This window comes from Aeromonas sp. S18(2024), from assembly GCF_041402525.1.
In the GTDB taxonomy this organism is placed as follows: Bacteria; Pseudomonadota; Gammaproteobacteria; order Enterobacterales; family Aeromonadaceae; genus Aeromonas; species Aeromonas enteropelogenes.
Genome location: NZ_JBGLQV010000005.1, coordinates 13921 through 37827 on the forward strand (window position 1 = coordinate 13921; position 23907 = coordinate 37827).

General features: G+C 62.5%; 24 protein-coding genes and 1 pseudogene. 4 read left to right on the plus strand and 21 right to left on the minus strand.

Features of this window, described 5'->3' with window-relative positions; genetic code table 11:
* Position 1: 1 nt before the first annotated feature.
* Positions 2 to 955, plus strand: coding sequence for a LysR family transcriptional regulator (locus tag ACB034_RS09990; RefSeq protein WP_371172743.1), 954 nt, complete (start codon positions 2 to 4; stop codon positions 953 to 955).
* Between the two features lie 56 nt (positions 956 to 1011).
* Here the strand turns inward: ACB034_RS09990 and ACB034_RS09995 are convergent, their stop codons facing one another.
* A complete protein-coding gene (locus tag ACB034_RS09995) occupies positions 1012 to 1578 on the minus strand; it encodes a TetR/AcrR family transcriptional regulator (protein ID WP_042071315.1) in 567 nt (188 codons plus the stop codon).
* A 200-nt stretch (positions 1579 to 1778) separates the two neighbouring features.
* Here ACB034_RS09995 and ACB034_RS10000 point away from each other — a divergent pair, with 200 nt between their 5' ends.
* On the plus strand, positions 1779 to 2816 hold the full coding sequence (locus tag ACB034_RS10000; protein WP_371172744.1) for an alkene reductase: 1038 nt from the start codon (positions 1779 to 1781) through the stop codon (positions 2814 to 2816).
* Positions 2817 to 2892: 76 nt separating this feature from the next.
* Here ACB034_RS10000 and rpoS read toward each other — a convergent pair whose 3' ends face one another.
* From rpoS to ACB034_RS10095, 19 genes and pseudogenes are all read right to left on the minus strand, one after another.
* Positions 2893 to 3876, minus strand: a complete 984-nt coding sequence (rpoS, locus tag ACB034_RS10005) for an RNA polymerase sigma factor RpoS (protein ID WP_026456793.1) — start codon at positions 3874 to 3876, stop codon at positions 2893 to 2895.
* 45 nt (positions 3877 to 3921) lie between these two features.
* Positions 3922 to 4956: a LysM peptidoglycan-binding domain-containing protein gene (locus ACB034_RS10010; RefSeq protein WP_042026880.1), complete on the minus strand. Its 1035-nt coding sequence runs from the start codon at positions 4954 to 4956 to the stop codon at positions 3922 to 3924.
* A gap of 9 nt (positions 4957 to 4965) precedes the next feature.
* Entirely contained in the window at positions 4966 to 5547 is a 582-nt protein-coding gene (locus tag ACB034_RS10015; RefSeq protein ID WP_026456795.1) for a YqaA family protein, read from the minus strand.
* Positions 5544 to 6161, minus strand: a complete 618-nt coding sequence (locus ACB034_RS10020; RefSeq protein ID WP_026456796.1) for a protein-L-isoaspartate(D-aspartate) O-methyltransferase — start codon at positions 6159 to 6161, stop codon at positions 5544 to 5546. The genes ACB034_RS10015 and ACB034_RS10020 overlap by 4 nt, the downstream gene beginning before the upstream one ends.
* 4 nt (positions 6162 to 6165) lie before the next feature.
* Positions 6166 to 6912, minus strand: coding sequence for a 5'/3'-nucleotidase SurE (gene surE, locus ACB034_RS10025; protein ID WP_371172745.1), 747 nt, complete (start codon positions 6910 to 6912; stop codon positions 6166 to 6168).
* A complete protein-coding gene (truD, locus tag ACB034_RS10030) occupies positions 6893 to 7951 on the minus strand; it encodes a tRNA pseudouridine(13) synthase TruD (RefSeq protein WP_342018176.1) in 1059 nt (352 codons plus the stop codon). The genes surE and truD overlap by 20 nt, the downstream gene beginning before the upstream one ends.
* Positions 7951 to 8427, minus strand: coding sequence for a 2-C-methyl-D-erythritol 2,4-cyclodiphosphate synthase (ispF, locus tag ACB034_RS10035; RefSeq protein ID WP_042026884.1), 477 nt, complete (start codon positions 8425 to 8427; stop codon positions 7951 to 7953). The genes truD and ispF overlap by 1 nt, the downstream gene beginning before the upstream one ends.
* 40 nt (positions 8428 to 8467) lie before the next feature.
* Complete coding sequence (ispD, locus tag ACB034_RS10040) at positions 8468 to 9160, minus strand: 2-C-methyl-D-erythritol 4-phosphate cytidylyltransferase (RefSeq protein WP_371172746.1); 693 nt, start codon at positions 9158 to 9160, stop codon at positions 8468 to 8470.
* Positions 9153 to 9470, minus strand: coding sequence for a cell division protein FtsB (gene ftsB, locus ACB034_RS10045; RefSeq protein ID WP_026458807.1), 318 nt, complete (start codon positions 9468 to 9470; stop codon positions 9153 to 9155). Before ftsB ends, ispD begins: the two co-directional genes overlap by 8 nt.
* Positions 9471 to 9674: 204 nt before the next feature.
* Positions 9675 to 11192 (minus strand): sodium/proline symporter PutP, encoded by a 1518-nt coding sequence (gene putP, locus ACB034_RS10050; protein ID WP_061476357.1) that lies wholly within the window; start codon positions 11190 to 11192, stop codon positions 9675 to 9677.
* A 357-nt stretch (positions 11193 to 11549) separates the two neighbouring features.
* Entirely contained in the window at positions 11550 to 12476 is a 927-nt protein-coding gene (locus ACB034_RS10055; protein WP_371172747.1) for a L,D-transpeptidase family protein, read from the minus strand.
* 148 nt (positions 12477 to 12624) lie between these two features.
* Entirely contained in the window at positions 12625 to 13902 is a 1278-nt protein-coding gene (locus ACB034_RS10060) for a mechanosensitive ion channel family protein (protein ID WP_223378984.1), read from the minus strand.
* Between the two features lie 141 nt (positions 13903 to 14043).
* Entirely contained in the window at positions 14044 to 15243 is a 1200-nt protein-coding gene (locus tag ACB034_RS10065) for an acetate kinase (protein WP_042071296.1), read from the minus strand.
* A 200-nt stretch (positions 15244 to 15443) separates the two neighbouring features.
* A complete protein-coding gene (locus tag ACB034_RS10070) occupies positions 15444 to 15914 on the minus strand; it encodes a YhcH/YjgK/YiaL family protein (RefSeq protein WP_042026893.1) in 471 nt (156 codons plus the stop codon).
* Positions 15915 to 16218: 304 nt separating this feature from the next.
* On the minus strand, positions 16219 to 17325 hold the full coding sequence (locus ACB034_RS10075) for a 1-acyl-sn-glycerol-3-phosphate acyltransferase (RefSeq protein WP_371172748.1): 1107 nt from the start codon (positions 17323 to 17325) through the stop codon (positions 16219 to 16221).
* Between the two features lie 160 nt (positions 17326 to 17485).
* The gene (gene cueO, locus ACB034_RS10080; RefSeq protein WP_371172749.1) at positions 17486 to 19093 is read right to left on the minus strand and encodes a multicopper oxidase CueO; all 1608 of its coding nucleotides are present in this window, start codon (positions 19091 to 19093) and stop codon (positions 17486 to 17488) included.
* A 126-nt stretch (positions 19094 to 19219) separates the two neighbouring features.
* A complete protein-coding gene (locus ACB034_RS10085) occupies positions 19220 to 19912 on the minus strand; it encodes an aspartate/glutamate racemase family protein (protein ID WP_371172750.1) in 693 nt (230 codons plus the stop codon).
* A gap of 98 nt (positions 19913 to 20010) precedes the next feature.
* The gene (locus ACB034_RS10090; protein ID WP_371172751.1) at positions 20011 to 20601 is read right to left on the minus strand and encodes a LysE family translocator; all 591 of its coding nucleotides are present in this window, start codon (positions 20599 to 20601) and stop codon (positions 20011 to 20013) included.
* 142 nt (positions 20602 to 20743) lie between these two features.
* Positions 20744 to 21339: pseudogene (locus ACB034_RS10095) on the minus strand (LysE family translocator).
* Between the two features lie 118 nt (positions 21340 to 21457).
* Between ACB034_RS10095 and ACB034_RS10100 the strand changes: the two are divergent.
* Positions 21458 to 22834: a PLP-dependent aminotransferase family protein gene (locus ACB034_RS10100; RefSeq protein WP_371172752.1), complete on the plus strand. Its 1377-nt coding sequence runs from the start codon at positions 21458 to 21460 to the stop codon at positions 22832 to 22834.
* 50 nt (positions 22835 to 22884) lie between these two features.
* Positions 22885 to 23328: a hypothetical protein gene (locus ACB034_RS10105; protein WP_371172753.1), complete on the plus strand. Its 444-nt coding sequence runs from the start codon at positions 22885 to 22887 to the stop codon at positions 23326 to 23328.
* Between the two features lie 76 nt (positions 23329 to 23404).
* Here ACB034_RS10105 and ACB034_RS10110 read toward each other — a convergent pair whose 3' ends face one another.
* Entirely contained in the window at positions 23405 to 23821 is a 417-nt protein-coding gene (locus ACB034_RS10110; RefSeq protein ID WP_197064497.1) for a CBS domain-containing protein, read from the minus strand.
* Positions 23822 to 23907: the final 86 nt, after the last annotated feature.

A 23907-nucleotide genomic window follows, 5' to 3' on the forward strand; every position in this document is an offset into this window, starting at 1 on the left:
GATGAAACTGCACCAGCTCGACCTCAATCTGCTGCTCGCCTTTGACGCCCTGATGACACAAGGCAGCGTCACCCGCGCCGCCGAAACGCTCTTTATCAGCCAGCCTGCCATGAGCCACGCCCTCGGTCGGCTGCGTACCTTTTTCGGCGACCCGCTACTGGTGCGCACCCCGCAGGGCATGCTGCCCACGCCGCGCGCCCAGCGGCTGCATCTGGGGGTACAGCAGGCGCTGCGGCTGCTGGAGCAACAGCTCAGTGAAGAAGAGGAGTTCGAGCCGCGCCACTCCAAGCGGCGCTTTGTGCTTTGCACCACGGACTACGTGGAGTGCGTGCTGATCCCACCCCTTATCCAGCGCCTCAAGGTGCTGGCGCCCGGGGTTACCATCGAGATCCGCATCCTGCGCGACACCCTGCCGGAGGCGGAACTGGCCAGCGGCGAGATCGATCTGGTGCTGGGATTTGACGAATACATGCAGGTGCCGGGGTATCTGGGCAAAGAGACCTGGCTCACCGAGCCTCTGGCCGGTCTGGTGCGCGCCGATCTGTCCATCCCCAAATCGGCCCCCGCAGGAGCAGAGGATGACCCCTCCAGGTGGGAGGAACGCATCACCCTGCAGCAGCTGATCGCGATGCCCCACGTATTCCACTCGCCGCTCGGCACTTCGGAGGCGAGCCTGGATCGCTACCTCAAGAGCCTGGGCTTTAGTCGCACCATCTCGGTCAACAGCCAGAGCTATATGTCCGCCGCCGCCATCGTCAGCCAAAGTGATCACCTGCTGGTGCTGCCGAGCATGGTGGCCGAACTGCTTGCCAGCCACTGGCCACTGAAAAGCCTGCCGCTGCCACAAGACGTGCCGGACTACCACCTCAACTGCGTCTGGCACCCCGTGCATGCGCAGCAACCAGCGCTGGTGTGGCTAAAAGAGTTGATGAAGGAGTTGGTGAGTCCGGAGTAACAGCCTCCTAAACAACAATGGCTCCCTGGGGAGCCATTGTTTTTTGCTGCGTCTCATCACGCTCGCAGAGCATTGATCAGCTGGGTGACGACCCCGTCGAGCAGGGGGCGATCCGGGCGGCACTGGGCAAAGGTGACCAGGCCCTGAATATTGATCAGCAAGAAGGCGGTCAGGGTCGGGATATCCCGTTCGGCCGCCAGCTCACCGAGAGCCTGGGCCTGTTTCAGCTGCGCCGCCAGATCCTGCTCCATTTCGCCATAGATGACCTTCACTCGCTGGATCAGCTCCTCGTCCTGCTCACTCAGCTCCATCATGGTACGGGTCACCAGGCAGGTCCCGCAGAGGGCCTCGCTCACCACCCGCTCGAGATAGGCGGCCAGCCCAGCCAAGGGGCTGGGGTTGTCGAGCAGCGCACGGCGCTGGGCACGTTTGCCTTCCACGTAGTGATCCACCGCCGCCAGCAGCAGGCCGCGTTTGTTGCCAAAGGCGCCGTAGATGCTGCCCGGGTGCAGGCCGGTAGCGGCCACCAGCTCCTGCATGGTGGTCTTGGCATATCCCTTGGCACGAAATGCCTCCATGGCGTTTCGCAACACCTCGTCCCGATCAAACTCGGCAATACGCATGGATCCTCCCCTGGGAAATGGTTCACCGGCAAGGGCGCTGACACCTGCCGATTCAAGAGTGCTTGGCAAAGGGCGGCAAGTTTACCCCAGCAGCAGGGCAAGGCCAACCATGTTGAACGAGCATTCAAAAAAAGCTTGCACCCGCCCGCAAAAACGAATTGAATGCACATTCAAGAATAACTCGCTCAGGACAATCTATCATGAACACCCTGTTTCAGCCGTATCGTCTCAACGACACCCTCACCCTCGCCAATCGCTTCATGATGGCGCCCCTGACTCGCTGCATGGCGGGCCCCGGCCTGGTACCGACCGAACAGATGGCGGCCTACTACGCCCGGCGCGCCGATATCGGCCTCATCATCTCGGAAGCCGTTATCATTCGCCCGGACGGTCAGGGCTATCCCAACACCCCGGGTCTTTTCAGCGAGGCCCAGATCGAGGGCTGGAAGAAGGTGACCGGCGCCGTGCACGCCAAGGGTGGCAAGATCTTCGCCCAGCTGTGGCATGTGGGTCGCCTCTCCCACCCCTTCTTCCACCACGGCGAGGTGCTGGCCCCCTCTGCGGTTGCCCATGAAGGCACGGTGCCGCGCATGCGCGAGCTGACCTATCAGGTGCCTCGCGCCCTGACCCTGGCCGAGATCGCCCAGCTGGTGCAGGATTATGCCCAGGCCGCCGCCAACGCCATCGAGGCGGGCTTTGACGGGGTCGAGATCCACGGCGCCAACGGCTACCTCATCGACCAGTTCCTGCACCACTCCTCCAACCTGCGCAGCGATGAGTACGGTGGCAACCCGGCCAACATGAGCCGCTTCGCGCTGGAGGTGGTGGATGCCATCAGCGCGCGCATCGGTGGTGAGCGGGTCGGCCTGCGCCTCTCCCCGGGGGCCTATGTTCACCTGGCGGGCAGCCCGGAAGATCGCGCCGTGTTCGACCATCTGCTGGCCGAGCTGAACCAGCGCACGCTGGCTTATATCCACCTCGGGATCTTCGATGACAGCCTGACCTTCGACTATCTGGACGGCCGCGCCTCCGACTACCTGCGCAGCCACTATCAGGGTAATCTGGTGGGGGTTGGCAACTACAGCGCCGAGACGGCGGCACAGGCCATCAAGGCCGAGCGCTTCGATCTGGTGGCCATCGGCCGACCGCTCATCGCCAACCCGGACTATCTCGACAAGGTGAAGAATGGCGAGGCACTGGTGCCCTATGCCGAGACCATGCTGGCGGAACTGGTGTAACGGGCAAGCCACTGCAAAGTGCAGATAACAACGAGGGGAGCCATGGCTCCCCTCGTGTCATTGCTATTGCCGACGGTTAGTTGGTGCGAAACAGCGCCTCGATGGAGAGCCCCTGACTCAGCAGGATCTCCCGCAGACGGCGCAGCCCCTCCACCTGGATCTGGCGCACCCGCTCGCGGGTCAGACCAATCTCGGCCCCCACGTCTTCCAGGGTGGCAGGCTCGTAACCGAGCAGGCCGAAACGGCGGGCCAGCACCTCACGCTGCTTGGGATTCAGCTCCTCCAGCCAGTGCACAATGCTGGCGCGCATGTCGTCATCCTGGGATTCCAGCTCGGGCCCCATGCCGCGCTCATCGGAGAGCACGTCCAGCAGCGCCTTGTCGCGATCGCCACCGATGGGAGTATCCACCGAGGTGATCTTCTCGTTGAGCTTGAGCATGCGGTTTACGTCATCCACCGAACGATCCAGCGCCTGGGCGATGTCCTCAGCGGTCGGCTCGTGGTCGAGACGGTGGGAGAGCTCGCGCGCGGTGCGCAGGTAGACGTTCAGCTCCTTGACCACATGGATGGGCAGACGGATGGTGCGGGTCTGGTTCATGATGGCCCGCTCTATGGTCTGGCGGATCCACCAGGTGGCATAGGTGGAAAAACGGAAGCCGCGCTCGGGATCGAACTTCTCGACGGCGCGGATGAGACCGAGGTTGCCCTCTTCGATGAGATCCAGCAGCACCAGGCCGCGGTTGTTGTAGCGACGGGCAATCTTGACGACCAGACGCAGGTTGGACTCGATCATGCGCTTGCGGGCGGCTTTGTCACCCCGCAAGGCACGACGGGCGTAATAGACTTCCTCTTCGGCGGTGAGGAGGGGGGAGAAGCCAATCTCCCCCAGATAGAGCTGGGTGGCGTCCATCACCTTGTTCAGTTCAGGTGCCAGCAACTCATCGGAGATAGTCTCTTCCGCCTCGGCGGCTACCTCCTGCAACTCCTCTACCTCTTGAGACTCGGATTCGGCGTCAAACTCTAATTCTGCATCCTGCATTACCAGTTGTTCTTGGCTCATGGTGTGTCTCCCTGACGTTACCAGAGTAAGACAGACTCTCTGGGATTAACGCTTTGGCAAATAGCTCATCGGATTGATCGACTTGCCTCTGTACCGGATCTCGAAATGCAATCGCACATCCGGCGCGTCCGTGCTGCCCATGTTGGCAATCACTGTCCCCCCCTTGACGCTATCCCCTTCCCGTACCTTCAACTCGTCGTTGTGGGCATAGGCGGAAAGATAGTCATCATCATGCTTGAGGATGATCAGCTTGCCATAACCCCTCAGTGCACTTCCGGCATACACCACCTTGCCGCCGCTGGCGGCGTAGACGGGTTGCCCCTTCTGGCCGGCGATGTCGATCCCCTTGTTGCCCTGTTCGGCAACGGAGAAGCCTTCAACAATCCGGCCTTTGGCGGGCCAGTGCCACGCCAGTCGTGACTGGGAGCTGGTTGTTTTTTGTTCTTTTGCCTGAGCGTATGCTTTCGGTGGAGCCTCGGCAACGGATTTCTGAGAAACGAACGGCGTGGTCTGACCAGCACTACCACTCGCCCCTGCCGGACGCTGGGTCACAGGTTTGGTGGCCGCCACCATCTGGGGAGCCGTATTGGCGGCTGATTGTACGGTGAGCACCTGGCCCGGTTGCAGTGCATAGGGGGCGCTCAGATTGTTGCGCTGGGCCAGCTCCTGGGGCGTGGTACCGAACTGGCGACCAATGCTGCTCAGGGTATCGCCACGGCGTACCTGATAGGTGCTGGTGCTGCGGCTGGCCATGGCGCCGGAGCTGGAGGCATCGAGGCGCAGCTGCTGGCCCGGATAGATGTTGTAGGGAGGACTGATGCCGTTGAGGCTGGCCAGCGACGGCACATCATTGCCCGAATTGAAGGCGATGGAGTAAAGGGTATCTCCCCGCTTTACCACATAGCTGCTGCCCGTGATGGGCGCGCGGTTCGGAGTCCCCGCCTGGCGAACCGGGATGGTCGAGACAAAGGGGTCGCCCCCCACACCATCCACCGGAGCCGCATTTTTACTGGAGGAGCAGGCAAGCAGCAGCCATGAGAGCATGACCACACTGCTTCCTTGCCAAATACGCGAACGCATAATGGATCCTTAACGACTAAACCAGAAATAGGCCACGACGGCCAGACCGATACAGAGCCAACCGAGCACATCCACATAGTGCATCAGCTTGCGTTCCATCTTCTCCCCGCCCCAGCGCATCAGGCCCGCAACCAGGAAGAAGCGCATACCACGCCCGATCAGCGAGGTGATGATGAAGGGCACCAGAGCCATTTGCAACAGTCCGGCGGTCACGGTGAATACCTTGTAAGGGATGGGCGTGAAACTGGCAATAAAAATGACCCAGATGCCCCACTGTTCGAACCACTGGCGAGCGATGGCGATCTTGCCTTCGTAACCGACGGAGGCCACCAGGGGCTGGACCACAGGATCCCACAGGGCATAGCCCAGGGCATAGCCAAACAGGGCGCCCAGTACGGAGAAGAGGGTCGCCAGAGTGGCGAAATGCCACGCCTTGTGCGGCTTGGCCAGCGCCATGGGGGCCAGCATCACATCCACCGGGATGGGCCAGAACACCGACTCGATAAAGGCGGTGACGGAGAGATACCAGGGGGCGTATTTGTGGCGCGCCCACTGCATCACCATCACGTACAAACGGGAAAACAGCTTCACTCAACATCTCCATCTATCAAGGGAACAAAGCGCACCGGCTCCAGGATCCGGCTGGTCAGCTGGGAACCGGCGCGCTCAATCAGTTGCAGGGTTTGCTGCTTGTCGCCCACCGGCAACACCAGACGCCCCCCTTCGGCCAGCTGGTCGGTGAGGGCCGCGGGGATCTCGCTCGCCGCGGCGGTGACCAGAATGGCATCAAACGGCCCTTTGCTGGGCCAACCCAGCCAGCCGTTGCCGTGCTTGGCCGAGACATTGTGCAGATCGAGCTGGCGCAGACGGCGCCTGGCCTGGAACTGCAGCGACTTGATCCGCTCGACCGTGTAAACATGCTCCACCAGATGGGCGAGGATCGCCGTCTGGTACCCAGAGCCAGTGCCAATCTCCAGCACGTGGGCCGGATTGTTCTGCATCAGCAGCTCGGTCATCCGCGCCACCATGTAAGGTTGCGAGATGGTCTGGCCGTGGCCGATGGGCAAGGCGGTATTATCCCAGGCCTTGTGCGCCATGGCCTCGTCCACGAACAGCTGGCGCGGCACTTTCGCGATCGCCGCCAACACGCGAAAATCGCGAATATCCTGTGCAATGAGTTGATTTAAAAGGCGCTGAACTATCACACCCTCATCCCTGCATATCTAGCCATGCACCCAGCCCAGCCAGACTGTCGTAGGCAGTCATGTCGATGGTCAAGGGGGTAATCGAGACATAACCCTGTTCGATGGCGGCAAAGTCGGTGCCATCGCCCGCATCCTGCTGGCTGCCGGGGGGGCCAATCCAGTAGATGGGCTGGCCGCGGGGATCCTCGGTGCAAATCATCGACTCCGCCCGGTGGCGGTTGCCAAGGCGGGTCACCCTGATCCCCTTGATCTGGTCGAGGGGCAGATCCGGCACATTGACGTTGAGGATTTGGTCGGCAGGCAACGGATACTTCATCAACCCCTTCACCAGCAGGGCCGCATAGTGGGCCGCCGTGGCGAAATGGGTCTTGCCCACCAGGGAGATGGCGATGGAGGGATACCCCAGGTGACGCCCCTCGGTAGCGGCCGCCACCGTCCCCGAGTAGATGACATCATCCCCCAGATTGGCACCGTGGTTGATCCCCGCCACCACCATGTCGGGCTCCGGGCGTACCAGCTCGTTGACTGCCAGATGGACGCAGTCGGTCGGCGTCCCCTTCACCGCATGAAACCCGGTCTCGCCGATGCGGGTGACCCGCAGCGGCACTTCCAGGGTCAGGGAGTGGCTGGCGCCACTGCGGTTGCGATCCGGCGCCACCACAATGACCTCACCACAGGCGCCCAGCGCCTCGCTGAGGACACGAATGCCCTCGGCATGCACACCATCGTCATTACTGACCAGAATTCGCATCGGTCTGCTTCCTGAAACCATGATCGGCCTCTTCGGCCTGCATTAATTCCCGCACCACGCTGGTGGCAAAGGCGCCCGCCGGCAGGAAGAACGACAGGGTCAGCACATCGCCTTCCAGCTGCCAGCTCATCTGTTCCGGCTTGAGCAGCAGGGGGCGCCTGTCCTGATCCAGCCCGGCCTTCTCCAGCCCCTCGCACCAGTCGCTGTAAGGCGCCAGCACTCCCTGCTCGAACTCGGCTGCTGCTCCCTGGCTCGCCAGCCGGCCACGACCCCACATGGGGGCGGTCAGCTGCACGTCACCGGCGGCGAGGCGCGCTGCCAGCTCGGGGGTCACGCTCTCTTCGCTGAAGATGGAGTGGCTGCCCCTCAGCATCACGCAGTCACCGGCCAGCAGCTGGTGTGCCAGCCCCTGCTCGATGCGGGCGCTGACGATGGCATTGAACAGCATGCTGCGGGCGGCGGAGAGGTAGAGGGAGCGCTTGTTGCGATCCTTGATCCGCTTGCCGGCAAACATCGCCTTGGCCGCTTCCAGGTTGTTGCCTTCCCGGCCAAAACGCTGCTCGCCGTAATAGTTCGGCACCCCCTGGGCGGCAATGGCCTGCAGGCGGGACTCCAGCCCGTCGGCCTGGGTCAGACCGGTCAGGCGCAGGGTGAAGTGGTTGCCCTTGAGGTAGCCCACCCGCAGTTTGCGGTTGTGGCGTTTGGCCTCCAGGATCTGGATGCTGTCGCTCTCGATGACCGACAAGTCCGGCTCGGCCTTGCCCGGCAGGTGGATGCCGAACCACTGCTCGGTCACCGCGTGGCGATCCTTCAGACCTGCCCAGGTCACCGCATTGCGCGCGACCCCGGCGGCATCGGCCAGCAGCCCCGCCACCCAGGCGGTGTTCTCGCCGGTTTTGCGCACCCGCACGAAGATGTGCTCCCCTTCCCCGCAAGGCTCGAACCCGAGATCCTCGATCACCACGAAATCGCTGGCCTCGGCCTTGAGGATGCCGTGGGCGGTGGGGGTTCCGTGCAGATAGTTAAGCTGTTCCAACATTATTGTTTCACCAGTAAGACGACGGCTTCGGTGGCGATCCCTTCCTTGCGCCCCGTGAATCCCAGTTGTTCGGTGGTGGTCGCCTTGACGTTCACCCGGTTCAAATCACATTGCAGATCGGCAGCCAGCACGGCGCACATGGCGTCGATGTGGGGAGCCATCTTGGGGGCCTGGGCGATGATGGTCACGTCCAGGTTGCCGATGGCATAACCCGCCCGCTGCACCCGGGCAAAGACGTCCCGCAGCAGGATGCGGCTGTCGATCCCCTTGAATTCGGCCGCGGTATCGGGGAAGTGGCGACCGATGTCACCGGCGCCGATGGCACCGAGCAGGGCATCGCTCACCGCGTGCAGCACCACATCCCCATCGGAGTGGGCCAGCAGACCTTGTTCATACGGCACCGCGACCCCGCCCAGCATGCAGGGGCCTTCCCCGCCGAATTTGTGTACATCAAAACCATGTCCAATCCGGATCATGTGCGCTCCTTGTTTGGGCCTATTTGTTCGAATTCGCGGGCTATGCCTGCTGGCTTAAAAACAGCCCGGCCAGGGAGAGATCCTCCGGCCGGGTCACCTTGATATTGTCGGCGCGCCCTTCCACCATGCGCACCGGGAAACCGGCCCGCTCCATGGCGGAGGCCTCGTCAGTAATGGTGGCCCCCAGCATCAGCCCCTCTTCCAGCGCCCGCTTGAGGGTGCGGGTGGGGAACATCTGCGGGGTGAGGGCATGCCACAGCTGTTCACGCTCGACAGTGGCGATGATGTTGCCTGCGGCATCCGAGCGCTTCATGGTATCGCGCACCCGGCTGCCGAGGATGGCCCCACCGCAGTTCATGGCGGTGGCAATCAGGGCATCGAGATCCCCGTGGGTCAGACAGGGACGGGCAGCATCGTGCACCAGCACCCACTCCCCCTCGGCCACCTGGAGGGCATTGAGAACAGAAAAGGCGCGTTCGGCGCCTCCTTCGACCCGGATGACACGGGGATCGGCGGCGACGGGCAGGCTCTCGAACCAGGGGTCATGGGGCGCCAGCGCCACTATCACCCGCTCGATGGCAGGATGTGAGAGCAGGCGCGCCAGGGTGTGTTCCAGAATAGTCTGCCCCGTCAGCTGCAGGTACTGCTTCGGGCAGTCGGCCCCCATCCGGCTGCCAATCCCAGCGGCCGGCACGATCGCCGTCAGACCGAAGGCGCGGCTTGCATCAGTCATGGTAGGGCTCATCGTCCGGTACTGTCTCTTTGTCTTTCTCTTTGGGGATGATCCGGTAGAAGGTCTCCCCCTGCTTGATATAACCCAGATCGTTGCGCGACAGCTCCTCAATGGCCTCAAGGCCCGAGGTGAGATCATCTATTTCGCGGTAAATGAGGTCGTTACGATCCTTGAGGGCCTGGTTGTCCCGCTCTTGTTGCGAGATCGCATCCGACAGGTTCTGGTAATCGGACAGCCCGTTCTTCCCCAGCCAGAGGTCATATTGCAGGCCCCCCAGCAGGAGGAGCAGGATCAGGGTGAATAGGCGCATGCTCTAGGTCTCCTTCAGGGGGCCTAGTGTCCCATATTCGGTGGCAAGACAAAAGAAAGCCAGCACCCGGGAACCCGGGTTAGCGCATAAAAAAAGTCCGAAGATGAACCAGATAACAACAAGCCCCGCCAAACCGGGACAAGGGTACCGAAGTGGTACTCCCTGACCGGGGCGGGGCCGAGGGGCGTCAGACTGCCTCGAAGATTAGTTGACCGCGACCGGGGCTCCTTCGCTGGCAGCCGGGGTGTTGAACTCCTCTTCCGCCTCGTTGAAGCGCTCCAGCATGGCCTTGGAGGGTGCTTCGCCAAGCAGGCTGCCAATCACGATGGCAATGCTGGCGAAGACGAAGCCCGGGATGATCTCATACAGACCCAGCCAACCGTACTGCTTCCAGACGATGACGGTAACCGCGCCCACCAGCATGCCGGCCAGGGCGCCGTTGCGGGTCATGCGCGGCCACAGCACGGAGAAGAGTACCACGGGGCCGAAGGCGGCACCGAAGCCCGCCCAGGCGTAGCTCACCAGCCCCAGCACCCGGTTCTCCGGGTTCATGGCGACCGCGATGGCCACCAGGGCGATAGCCAGCACCATCAGGCGGCCGACCCACACCAGTTCGCGCTGGGAGGCGTTCTTGCGCAAGAACGGCTTGTAGAGATCCTCGGTGATGGCGCTGGAGCAGACCAGCAGCTGGCAGCTCAAGGTACTCATCACCGCCGCCAGGATGGCGGAGAGCAGCACACCGGCGATCCAGGGGTTGAACAGGATCTTGGAGAGTTCGATGAAGACCCGCTCCGGGTTGCCGGTAACGCCGGCGGCCACTTCCGGGAAGCGGCCGAAGTAGGCCAGACCGAAGAAGCCGATGGCCACGGCGCCGGCCAGGCAGAAGATCATCCAGGTCATGCTGATGCGACGGGCGCTGGCCATGGAGTGGTGGGAGTCCGCCGCCATGAAGCGCGCCAGGATGTGCGGCTGACCGAAGTAGCCCAGACCCCAGGCCATCAGGGAGACGATGGCGATCACGTCCAGGTTCTTGAACATGTCGAGGTTGCTGGCGCTCTTGGCCGCCACTTCCACCATGGCGCTGTCGATGCCGCCCACGGCGATGATGACGAACACAGGGGTGAGGATCAGGGCGAAGATCATCAGGGTCGCCTGCACCGTGTCGGTCCAGCTCACCGCGAGGAAGCCGCCGAAGAAGGTATAGGTGATGGTGGCTGCGGCACCGACCCAGAGGGCGGTGTTGTAATCCATGCCGAAAGTGCTTTCGAACAGGCGGGCACCGGCCACCACGCCGGAGGCGCAGTAGATGGTGAAGAACAGCAGGATCACCAGGGCCGAGAGGATGCGCAGCACCTTGCTGTGATCCTCGAAGCGGTAGGTGAAGTAGTCCGGCAGGGTCAGGGCGTTGCGGTTCTTCTCGGTATGCACCCGCAAGCGGCCGGCCACCCAGCGCCAGTTGAGATAAGCGCCGATGACCAGACCGATGGCGATCCAGCTCTCTGAGATGCCGCTGATGAAGACTGCGCCAGGCAGGCCCATCAGCAGCCAACCGCTCATGTCGGAGGCACCGGCGGAGAGGGCGGTGACCCAGCTCCCCATGCGGCGGCCGCCGAGGATGTAGTCGTCGAAATTGCGGGTGGCGCGATAGGCGATAAAGCCGATCAGCACCATCCCGAGGATGTACACCAGGAAGGTGATTAACATGGGTGTGCTAGCTGTCATTCAAAACTCCGTTTCATGTAGCGTGACGGCCCGCTCTACCGACGGGCTCTTTCCTTAAAAACCGCCATAGCTTAATCAGCAGATCCCGTGAGCTCAATCATTTTTAACAAACACAAAACACAATAAAAACCTTTGTGCATCAACATATCCTCCAGGACAAGGGGATAAGTCACTATTTTATATTGCGGCAGTGGCCTCGCAGTCCCCACTCCAGACACGTCTCTATCTGGCTGGCATATCGGTGCACCGACCGGGCTCGCGACGCCGTATGTCACAGGGCACCAGGCAACAAAAAGGCGAACAGCATGCTGTTCGCCCTTTGTCATTGTCTTATCGCCCGTTGGTGCTCAGCTACCTTCAGCGATTGATGGCAATCGGCATGCCGCTGCGCTGCTCCAGCGCCTGCTTGACCAGCTGGGAGTCGCTGTCGGCGTGGGCGATAAAGCGGGTCACCGCCGGGGTGATCGGCAGCGGCGCCGGCAGGCTGGAGTTGAACTCGGCTTCGCTGCGTGAGAGCGGCTGGTGCACCTCGAGATAGCGGCGACCATCGGGCTCTTTGGCGGCCTTGATCGGCTGATTGACGAATTGCACCCTGGTACCGACCGGTACCTGCTTGAACAGGTATTCGATGTCATCGTTGCGCAGGCGCACGCAGCCGTGGCTTACCCGCAGGCCGATGCCAAACTGGGCGTTGGTGCCGTGGATGGCGTACATCTTGCCGATGTAGAGGGCATAGAGACCCATGGGGTTGTCGGGACCGGCGGGCCAGACCGCAGGCAGGGTCTCGCCACGGGCGGCATATTCGGCGTGCATCTTGGCCGTTGGGGTCCAGGTCGGCCGCTCCTTCTTGCGCTGCACGCTGGTCACCCAGTCCTCCGGAGTATCGGTGCCAAGCTGGCCGATGCCGATGGGCAGCACCTCCACCACCTTCTTGCCCTTGGGATAGTAATAGAGGCGCATCTCGGCCACGTTGATGACCACCCCTTCACGGGGCGCATCCGGCAGGATCAACTGCTGCGGGATCACCAGCTTCTCGCCGGTCTGCACCAGCAGGGGATCCGCCTTGGGGTTGGCCTCAAGCATGTTAGTCAGCCCGAGCTGAAATTTGGCGGCGACCGCCTCCAGCGGCTGGCCGTTTTCCCCGGCCGGCACCACGTATTCCAGATTTTCCCCCACCAGGCGGCTGTTGGCGGCAGGCAGGGCATATTCAACGGCAAACACAGGCGCGGCGGTCAGCAGCAGGCCGTAGCAGAGGGTTGCCACACTATTGCGAAAGAGCTTCATAACTTTCCCATGATGATGACTTGATGGAGGTCTTCGGGCTGGCCCAAAGGCGCAATATGCCTGGGGCCGAAGAGAAGGCCGCCATTCTTCTCCTCTGCCCGGCAAATTTCAACCGACAAGTCGTGACGGGTCAGTGATTAATATTCGCTCAGACCGCTTGCCCGGTTTTCTGGCCGGCCGGTACAGCCCCGCTTTGCCAGGCGCGCATATCGTAACCTGTGGGAGACTGGTGCAACCGCAGATGAAACTGCTCGATGATGGCAAAAATGTGGTCGAAAATATCGGCCTGGATCCCTTCGTATTCACCCCAGGCAGTGGTCGCGGTGAAGCAGTAGATCTCCAGCGGCAAGCCGTCTGATGTGGGGGCCAGTTGGCGCACCATCAGGGTCATGTCATTGCGAATGCCGGGATGGGCCTTGAGGTAGGCATCCAGATAGGCGCGCAGGGTACCGAGGTTGGTGAGATGGCGGCCGTTGATGGGGCAGTTGATCGCCTCCCTGAGCTGCTGGTTGTAGCTGCTCAGCTCCTGCTCCTTGCGGCTCAGATAGGGGGCCAGCAGCTGGGCCTGCTTGAGCTGCAGTTGCTCGTCTGCAGTCAGGAAACGTACGCTGGTCATGTCGATGTTGACGCTGCGCTTGATGCGGCGACCACCGGATTCGGTCATCCCCTGCCAGTTCTTGAACGAGTCGGAGATGAGGGCATAGGTGGGAATGGTGGTGATGGTCTTGTCCCAGTTCGACACCTTGACCGTAGTGAGGCCGATGTCGGTCACCTCGCCATCGGCACCGTATTTATCCATCTGCAACCAGTCCCCCACGCTCAGCATGCGGTTGGCCGAGAGCTGGATCCCCGCCACCAGGCCGAGGATGGGGTCCTTGAACACCAGCATCAGTACCGCAGTCATGGCACCCAGGCCGCTGAACAGGAAGAGGGGGGATTTGCCGAGCAGCAGGGCGATCATCAGGATGCCGACCAGCACGCTCCCCACCAGCTTGGTCCCCTGGAAGATGCCGCGCAGGGGCAGATCCCGTCCCAGGCTAGTGTTGCGGCTCACCGCCAGCACGCAGTCGAGCAGGGCGAAGAAGGCGAGCAGCAGGAACAGCAAGATCCAGAGCTGGGCCACCACTTCGATCAGCGCCAGGCTGTCGGAGCCGCCGGGCAGCCAGATCTCCGCCTGGGCGAGCAGCACGCCCCCTTGCAACACAAAGGCGAGTCGGTTGAAGAGCCGCTGCTGCAGCTGGGGCGGCAGCCACACCTGTTTGGCCTTGCCGAGGACCCCGACCAGACGCACCAGCAGGAAGCGGTGCAGCATCATGTGCAGCAACAACGAGGTGATCAGGATGAAGCCGAGCGCGATCACCAGCGCCATCATGCTGGTCACCTCCACGCCAAGACCGGACAGCCAGCTAAAAAACGCTTCTTTCATTCTTCTCTCCCAAACCTTGCAGCGGTTCGCTGCAACCACCATGGCGGTCAGGGTACCTATCCCCTCCCCCATGTCAAATCGGCCACCACCAGAAACGACAACGCCCGGCACAGGCCGGGCGTTGAGACAACACGAAAAGAGTTAGCCAACCAGGCCGAGGGCATCGCGGGCGATGACCAGCTCTTCGTTGGTGGGGATTACCATAGCCAGACGGCTCTCTTTGGTGGTGATGCGCCCCTCGCCACCCAGCACGGCGGCGTTGTTGGCTTCCTGGTCCACCTTGAAGCCGAACAGGGCCAGGCGATCCAGCACCATCTCGCGCACCATGGCGGCGTTCTCACCGATACCGCCGGTGAACACCAGGGCGTCCAGACGACCATCCATGGCGGCGGCATAGGCGCCGACATACTTGGCCACACGATAGGTGAAGACATCCAGCGCACGCTTGGCACCGGCATCGGTTGCATAGTTGGAGGTCACGTAGCGGCAGTCGCTGCTCGCCTCGGTCAGGCCCAGCAGGCCGGACTCGCGAGTCAGCACCTTGTTGATCTCGTCCACGCTGTAGCCAAGCTGATCGTGCATGAAGAAGACAACCGCCGGGTCGATGTCACCGCTGCGGGTGCCCATCGCCAGCCCTTCCAGCGGGGTCAGACCCATGGAAGTATCGACGGATTCGCCATTCTTGATGGCGCAAACGGAGGCACCATTGCCCAGATGGCAGTTGATGATGTTCAGCTCTTCGAGCGGCTTGCCCAGCTCCTTGGCAGCTTCTTCCGCAATGAAGCGGTGGGAGGTGCCGTGGGCGCCGTAGCGACGGATACCGTGCTCGCGATAGAGCTTGTGGGGCAGCGCATAGAGGTAGGCCTCTTGCGGTAGTGTCTGGTGGAAGGCGGTGTCGAATACGGCCACGTTCTTCTCGGCCAGAGCCGGGAATACCTTCAGCGCGGCGCGGATGCCGATGAGGTGCGCCGGGTTGTGCAGCGGCGCGAACGGGATGGCCGCCTCGATGCCGGCAATCACGCTGTCATCGATGCGCACGGAGCGGGAGAACTGCTCGCCGCCATGTACGATACGATGGCCGATGGCAACCAGTTGCCCGGCAAGAGTGGGATCCTGCGGCAGGATGTGGCCCACGATGTGGTCGAGGGCCTCCTGGTGAGCGGCACCCGCTCCCAGCATGGCTTCGCCCTTGACCCCGTGGAGTTTCCATTTGATACGTGCATCATCCAGATTGAAGCATTCGGCCAGGCCGGACAGCATGTCCTCACCTGTTTCGGCGTCCATTACGGCAAATTTCAGGGAAGAGCTACCGCAGTTAAGGATCAGTACCAACTTGCTCATTTTCTACATCTTCCTGTGCTTCGGCTTTATGCCGACAGTGTCGTGTCATCCAAAAGAGGATGGGATTCCCCTGCCGGGGGCTTATGGTCGCAGGAGGGTGCGTCCAATTTTTCAATTCGGGTCGTGCATGGCACTGATTGCAAACGGTGCGCAGCACTCAAGTTCAGGCAGCGTGCAACGCACGCCTTGATTCGATAACGTCAGATATTGACCAGCAGGTCCCTGTGTACCTTGACCACCAGCTTCTTCACTTGGGCGGGTTGCTTGAAGGTACAGAGCGGGCGATGCAGCTCGCCCGGCCAGAAGATGGCGAAATCCCCCGGTTGCAGCGCCAGATAGCTGGTCTGCTCGTCGTCGACGAACCAGAGGTCAGGATGGGGATGGTCGGCGCCCTCGCTCACATAGTCGTGGGGGCCCACACCGATCCACTCTTCACCGCGCAGCAGCAGCTGGATATCGAGGTACTGCTCATGAAATTCGCCGCGGCGATCCGGGGCCGGCTCGGTCAGATCCTCGCTCACCAGACAGAACAGCGTGAGGCCGTCTATCTCCTGCTTGCCGACGGGGGCATCGCGCCAATGGGCGACGCTTTTCACCACGTCAGCCATGATGCGGGCGAGCGGTGCTGGCAGCGGGGTGCGGTGCAGAGTGTTCAGGCTACCGGTGATCATGGCGCGTCTTTCCTGTTAGGTGTATCTGCGCGGCATCTTTGCCCGCCAATGAAAAAGGACCTGTGTCAGGTCCTTCGATAATGCCGTCTGCGATCCGTGCAAACCGGTTTAGAGCTTTTGCTCGTTGTCTCTCTATGGGTGCACTGTTACACACTCGTCCTGTGCTTGCCAAGGCCATGGCACCCAATTGCGCAGTGATCGTACCAGCTGAAACCATATTATTCACCACCCTTTTACCATCGGCTTTGACCAGACGCAAAAACGGGAGCATCAGCTCCCGTTTTTTTCAGGTAATCGGTTTCGTTCAAACCTTGCCGGCGTTTTCCACCGGTTTGGCATACATGGCTCGCCAGATTGCCTTGTGCTCTTCGGGCACCTCGGACTGGCGACTCAGGAAGGCGGCCTGTTCGATGGTGTTGGCGTGGCCAGCCACATCTGCCGCCAGGTAGTTGCTGGGGAAGAGCTGATAGTTGCCCCAGATCGCCTTGTCGATCAGCGCCGCCAACTCGTCCGGATCGCTGAACCCCTCGGTGATGGGAGCGCCGAAGGAGACATGTACCCGCCCCTTCATGCCGACGATGCCGGCGACGATACTCTCGATATCCTCAAACTCGCCCTTCTCGTAGCTGCCGTTGACCGACTTCTCGTAGAGCTCGCGCGCCTTGGCCTTGTCGGTAGGATCCAGCTCGTAGCTGATGCTCACCGGCACGATATTGAGGCTGCGCATGTAGTCGGCAAACTCGATCTTCTGCTTCTTGCCGTCCACGTAGAACATCTTGAGGATGGCCGGATCCGTCTTGTCATCGCCGTTCTTGGCACGCCCTTCCTTCTGGGCGATCCAGATGGAGTGCCCCTCGTGCACCGACTGGCCGATGTAGGCCGACAGCTCACCGAGGGCCTTCATCATCTCCCGCGGCCCCTTGGCGGAGCGCTTGACGATAAAGCTCTTGTTGAGCTTCATCAGCTCGGTGGCGCAGGGTTTGCGCAGCAGGTTGTCACCGATGGCGATGCGCACCGTATCGAAACCATGGGTATAGAGACCCCAGTTGACGAACGCCGGATCCATGGCGATGTCCCTGTGGTTGGAGACAAACAGATAGCCCTGCTCTTTCTTCAGATGCTCAAGCCCGGAGAAGGTCACCCCCTTGGTGGAGGTGGCGATCATGCGGGACATGTACTGGGTCACCCCCATCTGCACCTGATGTACCGTGGTCACCTTGGACCACTTGTAGCGCAATACCTGGCGGATCAGCGGGCGAATGGCCCAGCCCAGCCAGCTCATCAGGGAGCCAAAACGATACTTGGCGATGGCACCGACGAACTCATCATCCTGGATCAGCCGTTCGATGGCGGCGGGCACTTCCTCATCACGGTAAGGGCGAATGTCCGCGAATCTATCTACTTCAGTCACAATGTCAGCCTTGCATGCTAGGGGGGCACGGCCAACCCGAGTTGGCCGGGAAAAAATCAGGGCGCAATTTTACACACTTTTATGACGAGGGGTATGAGGTGGACGTAGATAGTGAGATCTGACCAGTAAAATGAGCGGATGGCCCGCAGGCCATCCGGGATCAGGCCTCCACGGTGAAGGAGAGCATCATGCCGGTGTCCTCGTGCTCCAGCAGATGGCAATGGGCCATATAGGCACGCTCCTTCGGGGCCGGATGGTCGAAGCGCACCAGCACCTCGCTGCGATTTCCCTCTACTCGCACCATGTCCTTCCAGCCGGCACGATGGGGCGCCACCGCCTGGCCGTTCTCCCGCAGGATCCGGAAACGGGTGCCGTGAATGTGGAAGGGGTGCAGCATCATGTCCCCCTCTCCCGAGATGCTCCAGCGCTCGGTCCGGCCCTGCTTGACCGCAAACATCGGCTGGTCCATGACAAATGCCTGACCGTTGATCCGGTTGCCCGTATGCAGATCCAGCGGCTTGGGCGCCTCTTTCATATCGGCCATACCGTCGTGCTGCATCTTGACCATCTCGCCGTGATCCATGCCCTCCATCTTCATGGCGCTCTGTTTGCCGGCATCGCCGTGCGCCATGCTCATGCCCGCCATGGCGCCGTGACCATAGCGCTCCATCAGCGCCTGCATCCCCAGGCGATCCAGTTCGGGATCCATCGACAGGGTCAGGGTGCGGCTCGTCATCCCCTCCAATGCGGGCAAGGCCGGCAGACGGGCCAGGCTGTCCGGCAGCCGCCCCTTGCCCTCGATGAGGGAGGGCTGGATCCGCAGCAGCGGCAGCGCGGCATCGAACGGGGCGAGCGTCATCCCCATCTGGCGTACCGGCAGGCTGACCAGATCGAACGCCTTGCCATTGCGGGCATCCACCATCACCTCGAAGCGCTCCCCCGGCAGCAGCTCGAGCTTCTCAAGCACAACCGGCTCCGCCAACAGGCCGCCATCGCTGCCAATCACATAGAGGGATCGCCCGTCGCTGGTTGCCACCTTGAGGGAGCGGGCATTGCACCCGTTGAGCAGCCGCAGTCGCAACCAGCCCCTGGGGGCGGCATGGCTCGGGAACTCGGCGCCATTGGTCAGCATCAGATCGCCAAACCAGCCGACCGCCGCACTCATCACATCCAGCCGGTAATCGACCTGATCCTGGCCATCGAGCCGCTTGTCCTGCAGCACGACCGGAATGTCATCCAGGCCCCAGCGGCTGGGCAGGGGCAAGCGCTGGCTCTCCTCATCGTCGAGGATAAAGAGTCCGGCCAGCCCCATCGCCACCTGATGGCCGGTCCGGCCGTGGGTATGGGGGTGATACCAGCAGGTGGCCGCCGGCTGCTCGATGCGAAATGCCGCCTGCCACTGCTTGCCGGCGGCAATGGTGGCCTGGGGGCCGCCATCGGCGCTGCCCGGCACCTCCAGGCCGTGCCAGTGGATCGTGGTGGTCTCGGAGAGCTGGTTGTTGACCTGCATCGTCAGCGACTGCCCCTGCCGCGCCCGCAGCGTCGGTCCCAGCAGATTGCCGTTGTAGCCCCAGGTGCGGGTCGGCTGGCGCCGCCATTGCATCTGGCCCGGCTGGGCATTGAGCCGGATCACCCCCTGCTCGTCCGGCGCAAGCAGGGCGGGGATCGGCAGGACGGGGCGCTCGGCCGCCAATACCTGGTTCCACCAGGGCAAGGCGCTGGCCACACTGAATGCGGTAGAGAGTTTCAGAAAATCGCGACGCTGCATGGATCAATCCTCCTGGTCTGAGACAGACTCTCAGCCTAGATGAGCGCCCAATGGCAAGGTCAAGGGCTGATACACCGACGTGTCTTAATATCCCGGCTCGTCAGCTTGCCACCCGGACTCCTTGCTTTAGCCCAGTGCCAGCGTAACCGCCGCCTCGGCATGGATGGCTGTGGTGTCGTAGAGCGGCACCGCGGCCTTCGCCTCTCCCACCAGCAGGGCAATCTCGGTACAGCCGAGAATGACGGCCTCGGCCCCGGCAGCCGCCAACCCCTCGATGATAGCCAGATACTCGGCCCGCGACGGCTCGCGGATCTGGCCCAGGCAGAGCTCGTCATAGATGATCCGGTGCACCCGCTCCCGCTGCAGCTCTGGAGGAACCAGCACCTCCAGCCCGAAACGCGTCTGCAGCCGCCCCTTGTAGAAATCCTGCTCCATGGTGAAACGGGTACCGAGCAGCCCGACCTTTTTCACCCCATCCGCCAACAACTGGTGGGCGGTGGCATCGGCGATATGAAGCAGCGGAATATCGATGGCCGCCTCAATCTCGGGGGCCACCTTGTGCATGGTGTTGGTGCCGATCAGCAGAAAATCGGCGCCACCGGCCTGCACGTTGCGAGCCGCCTCGGCCAGCAGACGCGCGGTGGCGGGCCAGTCACCGGCGTGTTGCAGCCGCTCTATCTCGGCAAAATCGACGCTGCTAAGCAGCACCCGCGCCGAGTGCAGACCGCCGAGGCGCGCCTTTACCCCCCGGTTGAGCGCCTGATAGTAGCTGACGGTGGACTCCCAGCTCATGCCACCCAGCAGACCGATACATTTCATGGGAACTCCTTATGCGATCCGAGCGCAGCACGGCGGCCGCCATCGCGATAAAAAAGGCCCCGAAGGGCCAACAAGACAGACGGTAAAGGCCAGCAGGCCTAGATCCAGATCATCAGTACGCAGGCCGCCGTGGCGAGCCCCATGCCGAGGTTGAAACGACGCCAGCCATGGGCGGTGCGGATAAGGCGGCGCACCTGGGCACCGAACAGCACCCAAAAAGCCCCGGTGTAGAGGCCGGTAATAAAGAAGATGGCCAACACCCAGAGGGCGGACGGCCAGTAGCCCTCCCCCGCCAGGGTGAAGCCGCTGATGGCGGAGAGCGCCATCATCCACGCCTTGGGATTGAGCAACTGCAACATGGCCCCCTGATGGGCCGGGATCAGCGGCCGGTTGCCCTCCGCCGGGCCGCTGGCGGTCGCCACCTTCCAGGCCAGCCAGAGCAGGTAGGCCGAGCCGATGAGCTTGAGGCCGTCGTGCAGCAGTGGCACCTTTTCAAACATGACCCCAAGGCCGAGCGCCGTGGCCAGGATCATCACATTAATCCCCCCCACCACCCCCACCAGTAGTGGCAGGGTGCGGCGAAAACCCTGGGTGGCGCCGGCGCTGGTGAGCAGCATGTTGTTGGGGCCCGGCGTACCGCAGGTAACCAGGGCAAATCCCGCCAGGGGCAGTAACCAGTTCAGATCCATCTCAACCTCTTGGTGGTACAACACATCCGTTATGGAGCAAGCCTCCTAATATGCAGAGCCGGCCCAGCGGCGACAAGGGGCACCAACGCACTTATTTGCATTTTTATGCGTGCAAGGCCCAGAGCTCCAAGGCGCCAGAGAGTCAATACCAGAGCATCACCACACAGAGCGCGTCAGCAGGCCGAGGGAGCCATTGAGGCGATGCCAGCCCCGATCCGTGCTGATCCAGTTGCTCAGCTGATGGCCGAACAGCACCCAGACAAAGCAGACTGGAAACCCCACCAGCGGGAAGATCAGCATGATCCCCCACAGACTCGGCCAGTAGCTGGCGCCGGGCAGGCTGAACAGGCTGATGGCGGAGATCCCCATCATCCACGCCTTGGGATTGAGAAACTGAAAGCCCAGCCCCTCCAGCAAGGTCAGCGGACGGGCTCGCCGGGCCGGATCGCCGGGAGCGCCGGCCACCGCGATGCGCCAGGCCAGCCACAGCAGATAGAGGCTGCCGAAGATCTGCAACCCCACCCGCAGCGGCGGCCAGCTCTCGAACAGGGGATAGAGCCCCAGCGCCAGCACCAGTTGCAGCACGGGCTGCCCCACCGCCACCCCGGTCAGGTGTGGCAGGGTGCGACGCACCCCAAAATTGGCGCCGGACGCCGTCAGCATCAGGTTGTTGGGGCCCGGCGTGCCACAGGTGAGCAGGGCAAACCCGAACAGGGTGACATACCATTCCATTGTCATCTTTGTACTCCTGAATTGCGGCAAACTGTATCGATACAATTTGCTGTCATTGATTGTTATTAGGTTGAATTTCACGCTATATTGCCGATACATTTCGATCAATGGATTTATTGTCACCATGACAATCTGGACCCCGGACATCACAACCTTCGACGGCCCCCTCTACCTCAAGCTGGTCAAGGCCATCGAGCGCGACATAGCCAACGGCACCTTGCCGGCGCAGACCCGCCTGCCCACCCACAGGGCGTTGGCGGACAGGCTGGGGGTGACGGTTGGCACCATCACCCGCGCCTATGGCGAGGCGGAGCGGCGCGGCCTGCTGGCCGCCCGGGTGGGGCACGGGACCTGGGTCAAGGGGGACAATGAGGATCCGGCCAACGCCTGGGTGATCCGCAAGGAGGAGGGACATCGCATCGAGCTGTGGCAGAACCTGCCGGTGCAACTGGATCGGGCCGCCATCATCCGCCCCATGCTGGAAGAGCTGGCCGGCGGGGATCTCAACGCCCTGCTCGGCTACGACAAGGAGGCGGGCCAGCCCGGCCAGCGCCAGTTGTTTATCGACTGGCTGGCGGAGCAGGGCGTAGCGGGGAGTGAGGATCGCCTGCTGTTCAGCCACGGCGCCCAGCACGGCATCACGCTGGCGCTGCTGGCCACCGGCTGCGTGGGGGAGACCCTGTTCTGTGAAGGGCTCAGCTATCCCGGCATGCTGGGCAACGCCCGCCAGCTGAAGAACCAGGTGGTGGGACTGGCGATGGACGAAGAGGGGCTGATCCCCGCCGCGCTGGAGGCGGCCTGCCGTACCCGCCGTGCCAAGCTGCTCTACCTCACCCCGACCCTGCAAAACCCCACCACCGCCACCATGAGCCTGGCCCGGCGCGAGGCCATCGTCGTCATCGCCCGCCGCCACGATTTGCTGATCGTCGAGGATGACGTCAATGGCCTGCTGCCCCAGACACCGGTGACGCCGCTGGTCAACCTGGCGCCGGAGCGGGTCATCTACCTCGGCAGCCTGGCCAAGATCGCCTGTGGCGGCCTGCGAGTCGGCTTCGCTCTGGTGCCAAGTGCCCTGCGCAGCGCCTTCGCCCAGACGATGCGCCTGTCGAGCTGGATGGTAAGCCCGCTGCTCATCGAGCTGGCTTGCAAGCTGGTGAGCCAGCGCCAGATCATGCCATTGGTCGAACAGCAGCGGCAGATCCTGGCACGGCGCGGCGAGCTGCTGCGCCACCTGTTGCCGGGAGCCTGCTGGCAGGCGGGATCCATGCATGCCTGGTTGCCGCTGCCCGAGCCCTGGCGCAGCCAGGAGTTCGCCGAGGCCGCCAACGCTCTGGATGTCGGGGTGGCGAGCGGGGAGCACTTCGCCGCCGGCCAGTTTGCCGCCCCGCAAGGGGTGCGCCTGAGCCTCAGCCAACCGGCCACAGACGCTCGCGTCGCCGAGGGGCTGGATCGGCTGGCGCAATTGCTGCGGGGCACACCGCCCACCAATCCCCTGCTATAGTGGGCCAGCGTCCATCACCCGGCCCATCCATGCGCTCATAAGGAGAGTCCATGCACCCGTTTCGCGCCCCGCTCTTGCTTATCACCCTGCTGCTGGGAGGCTGCGCCTCACCCGCCCATCAACAACTGGGGGCGGCGCTGGACGGGCTGGAGGGGGAGCTGGCGGCCATGAACGGCCTCCATTACCAGAAGGCGATCGATGCCCCCCTGAACCTGCGCCGCTACCTGAACGCCCCCCGCCCCACGGCCGAGGGGCTGATCCCGATCCGCAGCCAGTTGCAGGATGGCCCCCTCCTTCACTACGACTACCGCTTGCCTGTGGGCATGACGAGCCTGCCGCTGGACAACCCCTGCCTGCGCTACGAATTCGAGCTGCGCCATCTGGGCAGACTGGGCAAGCTGGCGCTGCACTGGCAGGATGCCCAAGGCCAGCAGAGCCACCTCATTCGCCAGGAGGAGTGCCCCTTCTCTCCCAAGGGGCCCGGTCTGCTCTGAGGCCCACCGGCCAGTCCACCAAACCCAAAAACAAAAAGAGCTGCCTCGGCAGCTCTTTTTGTATCATGACCCACATTTAGCCGAGGCCGTCATGGTCGAGGACGGTTTTCAAGAAATCCTTCCAGCTGATGATGCCCACCAGGGCGCCGTTTTCCAGCACCGGCAGGCAGGAGACATTCTTCTCCAGCATCAGCTTGATGCCGTCCCGCAGCGGCAGGTTGGGGGCAATGGTGACCAGCTGGCGGCTCATGATCTGGTGGGCACGGCGGTTGAGGGTCTCGGTGTCGCGGCTCATCTCGGCCTCGGAGTCGAGATAGGGGCTGATGGCGCGAAACAGATCCCGATCCGAGATGACGCCGACCAGCTCCTCCTCTTCCAGCACCAGCAGATGGCGAAAGTGAGCCTGCTCGAAGATATCCTTGATGACCCCGAGCCTGTCATCCATGGAGACGGTGGCGACCCGGGTCGTCATGATGTCCCTGATATGCAGCATGCTAGCCTCCACCATCCTGATTGATAGTTCTGTTATGACATGTTTTTGCGGCGCCAGCCAGTAGCAGGCCTGCTCCTAAAGTGCAA

What these genes read in the sequence shown, in the direction of transcription:
- ACB034_RS10110 (WP_197064497.1), bottom strand. Translation starts at nt 23,821, where the DNA reads ATGCTGCATATCAGGGACATCATGACGACCCGGGTCGCCACCGTCTCC.
- ACB034_RS09990 (WP_371172743.1), top strand. Translation starts at nt 2, where the DNA reads ATGAAACTGCACCAGCTCGACCTCAATCTGCTGCTCGCCTTTGACGCC.
- ACB034_RS10085 (WP_371172750.1), bottom strand. Translation starts at nt 19,912, where the DNA reads ATGAAATGTATCGGTCTGCTGGGTGGCATGAGCTGGGAGTCCACCGTC.
- ACB034_RS10070 (WP_042026893.1), bottom strand. Translation starts at nt 15,914, where the DNA reads ATGATCACCGGTAGCCTGAACACTCTGCACCGCACCCCGCTGCCAGCA.
- ACB034_RS10090 (WP_371172751.1), bottom strand. Translation starts at nt 20,601, where the DNA reads ATGGATCTGAACTGGTTACTGCCCCTGGCGGGATTTGCCCTGGTTACC.
- ACB034_RS10100 (WP_371172752.1), top strand. Translation starts at nt 21,458, where the DNA reads ATGACAATCTGGACCCCGGACATCACAACCTTCGACGGCCCCCTCTAC.
- surE (WP_371172745.1), bottom strand. Translation starts at nt 6,912, where the DNA reads ATGCGAATTCTGGTCAGTAATGACGATGGTGTGCATGCCGAGGGCATT.
- truD (WP_342018176.1), bottom strand. Translation starts at nt 7,951, where the DNA reads ATGTTGGAACAGCTTAACTATCTGCACGGAACCCCCACCGCCCACGGC.
- ACB034_RS10010 (WP_042026880.1), bottom strand. Translation starts at nt 4,956, where the DNA reads ATGCGTTCGCGTATTTGGCAAGGAAGCAGTGTGGTCATGCTCTCATGG.
- putP (WP_061476357.1), bottom strand. Translation starts at nt 11,192, where the DNA reads ATGACAGCTAGCACACCCATGTTAATCACCTTCCTGGTGTACATCCTC.
- ACB034_RS10055 (WP_371172747.1), bottom strand. Translation starts at nt 12,476, where the DNA reads ATGAAGCTCTTTCGCAATAGTGTGGCAACCCTCTGCTACGGCCTGCTG.
- ACB034_RS10105 (WP_371172753.1), top strand. Translation starts at nt 22,885, where the DNA reads ATGCACCCGTTTCGCGCCCCGCTCTTGCTTATCACCCTGCTGCTGGGA.
- ispD (WP_371172746.1), bottom strand. Translation starts at nt 9,160, where the DNA reads ATGACTGATGCAAGCCGCGCCTTCGGTCTGACGGCGATCGTGCCGGCC.
- ACB034_RS09995 (WP_042071315.1), bottom strand. Translation starts at nt 1,578, where the DNA reads ATGCGTATTGCCGAGTTTGATCGGGACGAGGTGTTGCGAAACGCCATG.
- ACB034_RS10000 (WP_371172744.1), top strand. Translation starts at nt 1,779, where the DNA reads ATGAACACCCTGTTTCAGCCGTATCGTCTCAACGACACCCTCACCCTC.
- rpoS (WP_026456793.1), bottom strand. Translation starts at nt 3,876, where the DNA reads ATGAGCCAAGAACAACTGGTAATGCAGGATGCAGAATTAGAGTTTGAC.
- cueO (WP_371172749.1), bottom strand. Translation starts at nt 19,093, where the DNA reads ATGCAGCGTCGCGATTTTCTGAAACTCTCTACCGCATTCAGTGTGGCC.
- ispF (WP_042026884.1), bottom strand. Translation starts at nt 8,427, where the DNA reads ATGATCCGGATTGGACATGGTTTTGATGTACACAAATTCGGCGGGGAA.
- ACB034_RS10060 (WP_223378984.1), bottom strand. Translation starts at nt 13,902, where the DNA reads ATGAAAGAAGCGTTTTTTAGCTGGCTGTCCGGTCTTGGCGTGGAGGTG.
- ACB034_RS10065 (WP_042071296.1), bottom strand. Translation starts at nt 15,243, where the DNA reads ATGAGCAAGTTGGTACTGATCCTTAACTGCGGTAGCTCTTCCCTGAAA.
- ftsB (WP_026458807.1), bottom strand. Translation starts at nt 9,470, where the DNA reads ATGCGCCTATTCACCCTGATCCTGCTCCTCCTGCTGGGGGGCCTGCAA.